The sequence below is a fragment of the Streptomyces sp. DH12 genome (genome assembly GCF_020873895.1).
Classification (GTDB): Bacteria; Actinomycetota; Actinomycetes; order Streptomycetales; family Streptomycetaceae; genus Streptomyces.
Genome location: NZ_JAHWGT010000453.1, coordinates 1 through 609, shown reverse-complemented (window position 1 = coordinate 609; position 609 = coordinate 1). Strand labels below are relative to the sequence as shown.

Here is a 609-nt window from a genome sequence, read left to right as displayed (position 1 = left end):
GGCGCCGGATCCGCTCGAAGGGCGCGAGGTGTTCGTTGGCGCGCTCGGCGACGGAGTCCAGGACGTCGAGCACGGCGTGCGGGGGCCCGTCGGGCGGAACGGCCGACGGGCGCAGCACGACGCCGGCCCAGACGACGCCGCCGTGCACGGGGTCGGGCCAGTCGGCGACGACGCACTCGGCGACCCGGGGGTCCTCGGCGAGGACCCGTTCGACGGCGGCGGGCGAGACCAGTTCGTTGTCGTGCTTGAAGACGTCGTCCAGGCGGTCCACGAGGTGGAGGACGCCGTCGTCGTCGACCCGGCCCACGTCGCCGGTGGAGAACCAGCCCTCGGCGTCGATCCGTGAGGGCTCCTCGTCGTGCAGGTACCCGGCCATCACCTGGGGGCCGCGCACCTGCACCTCGCCGACGGCGCCGGCGGGGAGCGGCTCGCGGTCGTCCAGGCCGACGATCCGGCTCTCGGTGCCGGGCAGCGCCCTGCCGACGGCGCCCCGGCCGACCGGGTCGCCGGGCCGCTGGTTGTGGGCGAGCGGGGACAGCTCGGTCATGCCGTAGCCCTGGATCACGGGGACGCCGAGGGCGTCGCGCAGCCGGTGGGCGGCGCTCGGCG

Annotated in this window: 1 protein-coding gene; it reads right to left on the bottom strand. The window is 76.5% G+C overall.

The window, feature by feature from the left end:
• A partial coding sequence (locus LPA54_RS35120; protein ID WP_228984656.1) for a class I adenylate-forming enzyme family protein occupies positions 1–609 on the bottom strand: 609 nt, incomplete at both ends.